The organism is Nocardiopsis lucentensis DSM 44048 (assembly GCF_000341125.1).
Taxonomy (GTDB): Bacteria; Actinomycetota; Actinomycetes; order Streptosporangiales; family Streptosporangiaceae; genus Nocardiopsis; species Nocardiopsis lucentensis.
Window position 1 is genome coordinate 1 of record NZ_ANBC01000384.1, and the last position, 8,899, is coordinate 8,899.

The window sequence follows — 8,899 nt, forward strand, 5'->3', positions numbered from 1 at the left end:
CAGGTACCGCGCCGACTCCTGGAGGCGGCGCAGCTGCGCGAGGTCGTCACGGACCAGCAGGAGCGCGGCGTCGGCGTGCGCGGCCAGGTGCGCGGTCGCGGACCGGGGGGTGAGCCGTCCCAGGTCGAGGACGGTCACGTGCCCGCTCGCGGCCGTGAGGGAGGCGGCGTTCTGTGCCAGGAGCCGCACCGCGCCGTCCGCTCGGTCGGCGGAGGCGGGAGCCGGGCAGACCGGTAGCCCGCCCTCGAGGACCTGCGTGTGCTCGAGCGGCCCTTCCCCTGCCCCGTCGGGGCGCTGGTCGTGGCGGACGGCGGCGGCCAGGTCGGTCAGGCCGGGCGAGGCGAACATCCTGTGCCAGGTGCCGATGTCGCCTCCCGAGGCGTCGGCCTCGACGAGGAGGGCGCCCGGCTCCTCCGGCCAGGTGGCGGCCAGGGCCATCGCGGTCACGGTGACCCCGGGTGCGCCGCCGAGGGAGAGCAGCGCCACGGTGCGGGGCATCACTGGCCTCCCCGGTTCGGGACCTGCACCACGGTGACGCGCTCGGTCGCGGCGGCGGAGGAGATCTGGGCGGCGTCCAGCGCGCTGACGGCGAGTTCGACGATCACCGAGCCGTCGCTGGCGGAGGGTTCCACGCTCTGGACCCGGGCGGCGTAGGCCTCGGTTCCGTTCTCCTGTTCGGCGATCCCTTCGGTGTTCTCGGGGATCACCACGACGGAGACCGACGCTCCGGGTTGGAGGGAGGCGGGGAAGCGCCCCGGCATCAGCGCGACGCCGACGACCGCCTGCTCGGCGGGCGGGTAGGCCGCGTCCGGTCCGAGCGCCATGGTGGGCAGGATCGCCCCGTCGGCCACGGGGACGGTCAGCGCGCGGCCCAGGACCTCCTCCAGGCCCTGCTCACCGATGACGGAGACCCCGTCGGCGACGGTGATCCGGACGATCCGCAGATCCTCCGTGGTCACGACGTGACCGGCCGGCAGGTCGCGATCCGCCACGAGGACCCCCTGGCGCTGGTCGAGGCGGGCGACGGCGGTGACCCCGGCCAGGGCACCGGTCGTGGCCATCGCCAGTCCCAGGACCAGCCAGCGCCAGCGCCGGGGCCCCTTGCCCAGGAGCCGTACCGGTGGCGCCGTCGTGCCCGAAACCGTTCTGGGCGCCGGGCCCGTGGTCGTGCCCACCATGTTGCCTCCACTGCTTCTTGCGCTGTCAGCGGCCCGAGTCGGACACCAGGCCTTGTGCTTCGTCGACCGTGACCTCGACCTCGGACGTCGTCGTGACGGGGTCGAGCTCGCCGGCCGTACCGTCGGAGAACTCCCAGGCGATGTCCCAGACGACGCCGGTGGTGACGGTGTAGGTACCGCCGTCCCGCGCCCCGGAGGCGCGGGTGTAGGCGTGGCCGCAGTCGGGCGACGCGGATTCGGGGGCGTGCCGCTCCGGGTCGAACGCGGTTCCCGGCCCCTCGCAGACGACCTCGTCGCCGTCGCCCATCTCCCATCGCGACTCCCGGGGGGTGGCCGTGATGGTGAGCGACCAGCCGGGAATCTCGGCGGTCGCGGTCACGGGGGCCCATGTCTGGTCGTCGATCCACAACCACAGGGGGGTGTTGACCAGGACGAGGGAGCCGTCGCCGGGTGAGGTGGCGATCTGGGGCGGGGGGAGTTCGAAGGAGGCCAGGGACTCCTGGATCAGCGTCACGGGGTCGGTGGGGGTCGCGCCGTCCTCGCCGTCGTAGTCGATCGCGTCCCAGTCGATGGCGTCCCAGTCCACGGCGTCCCAGTCGACCGCGTCCCAGTCGACAGCGCTCCAGTCCACATCGGCGTAGGGGTCGTCGGGATCGCCCGTGGCGGTGGACGCGGTGCCGGTTCCCGTCGTGGAGGCGCCCTCGGCGCCGCCGGTCGTCTCGGTGTGGCTCAGGACGACCGTGCATCCGGAGCCGCCCTCGCTGCCGCACTCGACCTCGGTGAGGACGGGGGTGGAGCCCGCGGTCGCGGGCTCGTCCGCCGTGTCCGCGTTCGCCGGGGGCGTCGCCCCCAGGACCACCGCGGCGACCGCGAGAGAGGTGGCGCCCGTGCGTTTCAACATGATCCCGGCTCCCAGATCCGAAGGTAGGACACGCGCCAGGCGAGTCCGTCGTGTACGAGTTCGGCGTCGACCCTGCGAGGAGCCGCGCGGTCCGTCGCCGCGGGCGCTCCGATGCTCCACTCCGAGTCGTCCACGCAGTCGGCGACGACGGCGTGGGTGGAGTCCTCGAGGGTCAGTTCCGGGTCGAGCACGGGCTCACCGGTGACCTGGCCCCCCGATTCGACGACTCCTTCGAGGGCCTGCCGCATGAGGGCCAGGGCGCCCCCGGAGGCGTGGTCCTCCAGTCCCTCCGGGGTGGTGGAGCCCTCGTGGGAGGCCTCGACGACCACGGTCCACATACCGGTGTAGGCGGCGAGCGCGGCGTCCGTGTCCGAGGGGGTTCCCGAAGAGGCGGAGGGGTCGGACCCTCCCGCCCCGCCGGGCTCCTCGTCGGTCGGCGCGCAGGCCGTGACCAGGGCGAGGACCGTCGCGCATCCCGCGGTCACCGCGCCTCGGCAGGCGGTCGAGACCGTCGATCTCATCGCAGCTGCCTTCCGTTTGGCAGTACATGTGGATGTGCTTGGTTTTGAGTGAGTTTATAGAAGTCTTGCGTGGCAATCAACCCGATACTGTCCCACTGGCAACACAAATACACACGAAGCCACACCACAGAAAACAGGGGATCATGGGATGTTTTGACGTGGCCGGGCGGACGACCGCACGGATACGCTTCCGGCCGACCGGCGCGCTCCGGAAGTCGGGCACCCGATCGGCCCGCGAACGGCTCAGACCGTGGTGACGCGCGGTCCGATCGCGGCCAGTTCCTGCGCCAGGCCGTCGGCCAGGCCGGTGTCGGTGATGACGCAGTCGAGCTCTTCGACGGAGGCGAAGCGGGCGAAGTGGTCGTTGCCGACCTTGGTGTGGTCGGCCAACAGCACCGCACGGCGGGCCGAACGGATCATCGCCCGCTTGACCTGCGCCTCGGAGGGATCGGGGGTGGTGAGACCGCGCTCGGCGGAGACGCCGTTCGTGGCGATGAACGCGACGTCGACGTAGGTCTCCTCCAGGGCCTGGAGCGCCCAGCCGTCGACGGTGGCCTGGGTGCGGGTGCGCAGCCGCCCGCCGAGCAGCATCAGGCTGATGTTGGCGCGCGGCAGCAGGGTCAGCGCGATCGGCGCGGAGTTGGTGACGACCGTGAGCTCGCGGTCGACCGGGATCTGCTCGGCGAGCCGCCCGGTGGTGGAACCGGCGTCGAGGAGGATGGCGCCCTCCTCGGGCAGTTCGGCCAGCGCCGCCTTGGCGATCCGCTCCTTCTCCTTGGTCATGACGGTGTCGCGCTGGGGCAGGGTGGGCTCGAAGCCGAGCCGTTCGACGGGGATCGCACCACCGTGCACGCGGCGCAGGACCCCGTGTCGCTCCAGAGCGGTCAGGTCGCGCCGGATCGTCTCGTAGGTGACGTCGTACTCGGCGGCGAGTTTGGCGACGTCGACCCTCCCCTCCCGGCGCGCACGCTCGAGGATGAGCCGCTGACGCTCTTCGGCGTACATGTGGGATCACCTGTGTTTCACTGTGACAGTCGTCGGTGCCGTCGGTGGCGACCTGCCCCAGGAGTCAATCATAGGGTTGCGACCGTGTGGCATGGCGTGGGTTTCCACCTCGCCGCCGGAACACGGCACGACGCCACCGAGGCCGCCCCGGACGCGGCGGTCAGACGCGCAGCAGCCGAGGGACGCGCGCCCTGAGCCGGTCGGCCACCTCGATGTGCAGGCCCGTGTCGGTGATCAGACAGTCGACCTCCTGGAGCGCGGCGAACCGGGACATGCGGTCATCACCGATCCTGGTGTGGTCGGCCAGCGCGACGACGCGCCGCGCGACGTTCATGATCGCCTTCTTGCCGCTGCCCTCAGCCGGGTCGCGACTGGTCAACCCGCGGTCGAAGGAGACTCCTCCCGGCACGACGAAGGCGACGTCCGCACTGAGTCCGTCCAGTTCCCTGGCCTCCGGCAGGGTCGCTCCGGCCTTGCGGTGCAGGCGCCCGCCCATGAGGTGCAGGGTGACGTCGGTGCGGGCGGCGAGTTCCATGGCCACCGGGACGGAGTTGGTGATGACGGTGTAGCCGTGGCCGACGGGCAGGTGGGCGGCGAACCGTTCGGTGACGGCGCCCGCGTCGAGGACCACGACGCCGTCGTCGGGGAGTTCGGCCAGCGCGGCCTTGGCGATCCGTTCCTCCTCGGCGGCCATGCTCGGCTCGAGGACCGCCCCGCCCGCCCCTCTCCTGGAGCCCCACCCGTCACCAGCGCCACCAGACACGCCTGCCTCCCACATTCATCTGTCGGTAACGGAATCGTTATTTAACGTTTTATCCGAGCCACTCCGACCAATTCACGATTCCATGCGCCACCCGGATTCGGATTCTTACCATGATTTCCCACCGGATGGCAATGGCGGGGGTCACCGAACGAGACTCGACGGAATGTGACAACGCCGCGCACACCTGCGTAGAGAAACTTCCAAGGAGAAAAAGACATGGTCAGAGTCGGATTGAAGTGGTACCCAGGCCCGTGTTTAAAACGATTTTCTCCCATTCTGAACGCCGACGCGCATTCCATGAGGCGGAAGGTCGGGTCGTGCACGCGCGAGACGGCGGAGGAGCCGGGCGAAGTCCTCGCCACCGCACCGAGCGCGAGCGGAGGCGGACGGGAGAACAGCGAACAACCAATACCACACAGAAACAATCAAACAAAAACTAATCACCAACCACTTCCACATCCGGGGGTGCCGGTGCTAGGTTCGGTCGGACCGGCCTGACGGGCCGGCCGAGTTCGACAGACCCGCAGGTACGGGCGGTTTCGTGCGTGCGCGCACGGGCGGCGGACGGAGGGAGGAGGCGTCGCGTGCCGTTCGACCACGACATGAGCAACGGGTGGCGGTACACACTCGCGACGCTCGTGGGGATCGTCCTGCCCTCGGCCAGCCCGCCCCGTCTGAACGCCCTGGCCGATCTCCACGACACCGTCGGGCACCGCGTCACCCAGGAGCTCATGGACCACCTGGAGATGGTGCGCCGCAAGGTGCGCGCCGACTTCTCCGGTCAGGCGGCGGACTACTTCGACCGGTCGGTCTCCCAGTTCACCACCGGAGAGAACAACTACGTCGGCAAGGTCGGGGAGATCTCGGCCCAGATGTCGGGCCTCCTGCGCAAGGCCAGTGCGAACGCCGAGTACATGGCCATGATGATCCTCGGCCAGCTGATCCAGCTGATCGTGGAGATCGCCTGGGCGATCGCCTCCGCCTACTGGACGTTCGGCGCCTCCCTGAAGTGGATCCCCATCTTCAAGGCGATCCGCAGCCTGGCCATGCGCCGCATCCTCGCCTGGTTCCTGCTCACCGTCCCCAGCCACCTGGTCATCTCGCAGATCTTCGCGAGCATGGACAGCATCATCCAGCGGATCCAGATCGACAAGGGCACGCGCGACGGGTGGGACCACGACCTGACCAAGGGCGCGCACATCGGCGCCGTCTTCGAGGGGCTGATCTCCGCGGGCCTGTCGGGCGGGATCGACGTCCTGCTCGGCGGCCAGGTCACGAAGGTCATCAACAAGAACCTGCTCGACCTCGACGACCTCCCGGACCCGCCGCCGGTCACCAACCCGAAAGCGGGACCGGAGGACGCGCCGCCGGTCACCACCCCCAAGCCGGAGCCGGGTCCGGACGTCGAGCCACCGCCGGGCGGGGGGCTCAACAACGACCTGGCCTCGGTGTTCACACGGCACAGCGACGAACTCGGCGTCCCCTACAAGCAGGGCGACGTGCCCGGAATCGGCAGCTGGGCCAACGACGTCAGCACCGCGAACCTGCGCAACGACTTCGCCGACCTGTTCGAGCGCCACTTCGGCGACGAACTGGGCTCGACGGCCGCGAGGAAACTGGGCGACGACTACGCCGACGCCTTCGCCAAGAACTGGTCCAGTCCCCACCTGTCCACGCACCTGAGGCAGGCGCTGGGGGACTCGCTTCCGTCCTCGGTCCGGGACCACCTCGCCGACACGGTTCCCAACACGCTCTCCAAGGGCCTCGGCGACCTCCGTACCGGAAAGGGCGCCTACGCCCAGAACCTGGGTCTGGGCGCGGCCACCGGGGCACTGGAGGGGTACCTCGGCGAGGGCGTGTCCAGTGCGGCCATGGAAGGCGACTGGAAGGCCTCCGGGTTCTCCGCCAGCGCGGGCGCCAGCCAGGCGACGACGCAGACGGTGGTGACGGACGCCTCCGTCGCGGGCATCGACTCGGTGCGCGGCGGNCGGCGACGTCCTCCGGTGACACGACCGACGGCGCGTCGGACGACGTCGTCACGGACACCGGCGCGACCGAGGAGGACGGATCGAACCGGGACTCCGACAAGGACGGCGGTTCGAACGGCCGAGACGGTGCTGACGGTCGTGGTTCCGGGAACGACGGCTCGTCGGACGACCGTGAGAGGGGGACCGACAGCGACGCGGAGACCCTGGTCGGGGACGGGGCCGACAGCGACGCGGAGACCCTCGTCGGGGACGGGGCCGACGACACGAACGAGGCCGCCGGGCGAGGCGGGGAGACCCGCGACTCCGGGAGCGACGACGCCACGGGCACGCGCGGCACCGACGTGTCCGGGAGCACCGGTGACCGCGGGGGCGCGAACGGCAGCGGCGCCACCGGGGGCTCGGGCGGCCGAGCGGGTGCTGACGGCACGGCCAGCCCCAACAGCGTCGCGGACGCCTCCGGCGCCGGGAGGGACCCGGCGGCCGCGCAGGAGGACGTGCCGAACCCGGCGGAGGTCTCGTCGAGCGACAACCCCTACGTCTCCCCCTTCTCGTCCGAACTCATCACCGTCCCCGCCCCCGAGACCGGATCCGCCGACCAGACCGCCCCGGCCGATGAGGCCACACAGGTCAACGGCGACGGCGGGGGAGCGCCGACCGGCACGACCACGCAGGACCGGGTCACCGAACCGGACACGTCCGACCGGACCGTCCCGGGCAGTGGGACCGCACCCGTTCACGACGGCGGCGCGGACGAGACCCCGTCCGCCGCGTCCGAGACTCCTGCCCGGTCCGATGGCGACCGGAACACCACGGAGTCCGGCGCGGACGTCGACTGGCCCCTCGGCGACCTGTACGAGTCCACCGACGCGGAGCGCACGGGCGACGCCCCGGCGCCGTTCGTGCCCCCGTTGTCACCCTTCGGCCTCCTCGACCCCAAGGAATCCCTCCTCACCCCCGATCTCGGCTTCCTCGACCCCAAGGCCGACCTCGCGCTCCCCCGGTCTCCCCTCTCGTGGATGGTCGACGACCTCCAGGTCTTCGCCGTCCCCGAGATCACGATCGACCCGCCCGCGGACACCGCGGCCGACGAGAACGCGCCCCCCGCCACCCAGGCGACCACGGGCACGGCCCTGGTCACCGGTCAGAGCAACACGGCCCAGCAGTCCGCGACCCAGCAGCCCGGGAACCAGCAGTCCACGGCCCAACAGCAGAACCCGGGAACGCAACCCGCGACCCGCACCACTCCCCCGGGGCAGCAGGAGCAGCAGCCGAACCCGCGGCCTCCGGCGGCCGTTCCGACGACGAGCCGCGACGCGGACGGCCACGACACCGCGGACTCGGCGCCAGCGCCGCCCCAGCGGGTGTCCACCGCCTCCGAGGCGCCGGACCACGCCCGGCCCGCCCAGGACCGGGCCACGACGACGACCGACCGCCAGGCGCCTCCGCCCGGGGACGCGGACACCGCCCAGGACCGGACCACGACGACGCCCGACCGCCAGGCGCCCCCGCCCGAGGACACCACCCAGGCCCAGGACCAGGGCCACGACCAGACCCAGTCCGCCCCGCCCCCGACCGACGGGACACCACCCCCACCCCGAACCGAGTACGAGGGCACCTTCACCCCGGACCGGTCCGGGACCTCCTACGACCTGGGCTACCTGACCACGACCAATCTGTACGGCCCGCACATGGTCACCGCGGAGAACGTCGACGCCTTCGTCGACGCCACCCTCGGCGACGTGCCCGACCTCGACGACCAGGGCCGACAGCGGTTCATGGACGCGTTCGCGGAGCTCTTCGAACGCTTCGGCCCGCGTCCCTTCCTCGCCCCCGGCGGACATCCCGTACAGGTCCAAGGCGACGACGGGACATGGTCGGCCAACCTGTCCCTGACCCTGCCCGACCACTTCTACCAGGTCCCCACCGACCCCCCGGATGAAGGCAGTGAATCCAAGTTCCTGCGGATGTGGGCCTCGGGAAGCGGTGTCAACGCCAGTGACGGCGGCTCGCGCGGCGGGAACAAGTCCGTGGGGACGAAGTTCACCGTCAATCCGCTCTACGTGGCCGACATCGCCGGCGGACCCCACGCGGGCCCGCTGGTCTCCGTCGGCGGCCGGTTCGGCACCGGAGTACGCACCACCAGTCACGGCGCCTCCAGGACCGCCAGCTCCGACACCGAGATCTGGCAGCTCGCTCCGCCCCATCTCTACGCCGCCGACCTGGACATGGAGCTGACGGTCACGCCGCCGTCGGCGCCCCGGCGGACCAGCGGGGCCGAGAACACGCAGTCGGACCCCTCCCCCGCCCCCCACACCCGTCGAGCCCGCTCCACCAACGGTCTGGTGATCACCTCACCGGGAGCGGTCACCACCAACACCGACGCACCCGATCACATCCAGCTGCACTCCGGCCCCACCCCGCCCTCCGGGCAGCGGCCGCGTCCGGCCCTGAATCTTCCCGACAGCGGAGCGGGGCACCCCCTCCAGGTCGGTGATATCACCCTCGTCCCCGGCGGCGCCGGTACCACCGGCGGGGGGGCCCCC

Annotated in this window: 8 protein-coding genes and 2 pseudogenes; 2 read left to right on the forward strand and 8 right to left on the reverse strand. The window is 71.3% G+C overall.

The window, feature by feature from the left end:
* The 6 genes from D471_RS0112955 to D471_RS34245 all read right to left on the reverse strand — a co-directional run.
* A partial coding sequence (locus D471_RS0112955) for a hypothetical protein (protein WP_017599006.1) occupies positions 1-498 on the reverse strand: 498 nt, incomplete at its 3' end.
* The gene (locus D471_RS0112960) at positions 498-1,178 is read right to left on the reverse strand and encodes an SAF domain-containing protein (protein ID WP_017599007.1); all 681 of its coding nucleotides are present in this window, start codon (positions 1,176-1,178) and stop codon (positions 498-500) included. The genes D471_RS0112960 and D471_RS0112955, both read right to left, overlap by 1 nt.
* Positions 1,179-1,203: 25 nt before the next feature.
* Positions 1,204-2,079, reverse strand: a complete 876-nt coding sequence (locus D471_RS41780; protein ID WP_017599008.1) for a hypothetical protein — start codon at positions 2,077-2,079, stop codon at positions 1,204-1,206.
* Positions 2,073-2,600 carry a hypothetical protein gene (locus D471_RS0112970; protein ID WP_017599009.1) on the reverse strand — a complete coding sequence of 176 codons (528 nt, stop codon included), beginning with the start codon at positions 2,598-2,600 and terminating at the stop codon, positions 2,073-2,075. The genes D471_RS41780 and D471_RS0112970 overlap by 7 nt, the downstream gene beginning before the upstream one ends.
* A 243-nt stretch (positions 2,601-2,843) precedes the next feature.
* The gene (locus tag D471_RS0112975) at positions 2,844-3,605 is read right to left on the reverse strand and encodes a DeoR/GlpR family DNA-binding transcription regulator (protein WP_017599010.1); all 762 of its coding nucleotides are present in this window, start codon (positions 3,603-3,605) and stop codon (positions 2,844-2,846) included.
* 160 nt (positions 3,606-3,765) lie between these two features.
* A complete protein-coding gene (locus D471_RS34245) occupies positions 3,766-4,368 on the reverse strand; it encodes a DeoR/GlpR family DNA-binding transcription regulator (protein ID WP_040689506.1) in 603 nt (200 codons plus the stop codon).
* 602 nt (positions 4,369-4,970) lie between these two features.
* Between D471_RS34245 and D471_RS42735 the strand changes: the two are divergent.
* A pseudogene (locus D471_RS42735) lies at positions 4,971-5,318 on the forward strand (hypothetical protein); the annotation flags it as partial.
* A gap of 32 nt (positions 5,319-5,350) precedes the next feature.
* Here the strand turns inward: D471_RS42735 and D471_RS0112990 are convergent.
* Both D471_RS0112990 and D471_RS40175 read right to left on the reverse strand, forming a co-directional pair.
* On the reverse strand, positions 5,351-5,653 hold the full coding sequence (locus D471_RS0112990) for a hypothetical protein (protein ID WP_152486297.1): 303 nt from the start codon (positions 5,651-5,653) through the stop codon (positions 5,351-5,353).
* Positions 5,654-6,160: 507 nt separating this feature from the next.
* On the reverse strand, positions 6,161-6,337 hold the full coding sequence (locus D471_RS40175) for a hypothetical protein (RefSeq protein ID WP_017599014.1): 177 nt from the start codon (positions 6,335-6,337) through the stop codon (positions 6,161-6,163).
* A gap of 360 nt (positions 6,338-6,697) precedes the next feature.
* Between D471_RS40175 and D471_RS34250 the strand changes: the two are divergent.
* Positions 6,698-8,899, forward strand: a pseudogene (locus D471_RS34250) (hypothetical protein); the annotation flags it as partial.

Coding starts and splice junctions, on each gene's coding strand:
- D471_RS0112990 (WP_152486297.1), bottom strand. CDS start 5,653: ATGACCTTCGTGACCTGGCCGCCGAGCAGGACGTCGATCCCGCCCGAC.
- D471_RS0112960 (WP_017599007.1), bottom strand. CDS start 1,178: ATGGTGGGCACGACCACGGGCCCGGCGCCCAGAACGGTTTCGGGCACG.
- D471_RS41780 (WP_017599008.1), bottom strand. CDS start 2,079: ATGTTGAAACGCACGGGCGCCACCTCTCTCGCGGTCGCCGCGGTGGTC.
- D471_RS0112975 (WP_017599010.1), bottom strand. CDS start 3,605: ATGTACGCCGAAGAGCGTCAGCGGCTCATCCTCGAGCGTGCGCGCCGG.
- D471_RS40175 (WP_017599014.1), bottom strand. CDS start 6,337: ATGCCCGCGACGGAGGCGTCCGTCACCACCGTCTGCGTCGTCGCCTGG.
- D471_RS0112970 (WP_017599009.1), bottom strand. CDS start 2,600: ATGAGATCGACGGTCTCGACCGCCTGCCGAGGCGCGGTGACCGCGGGA.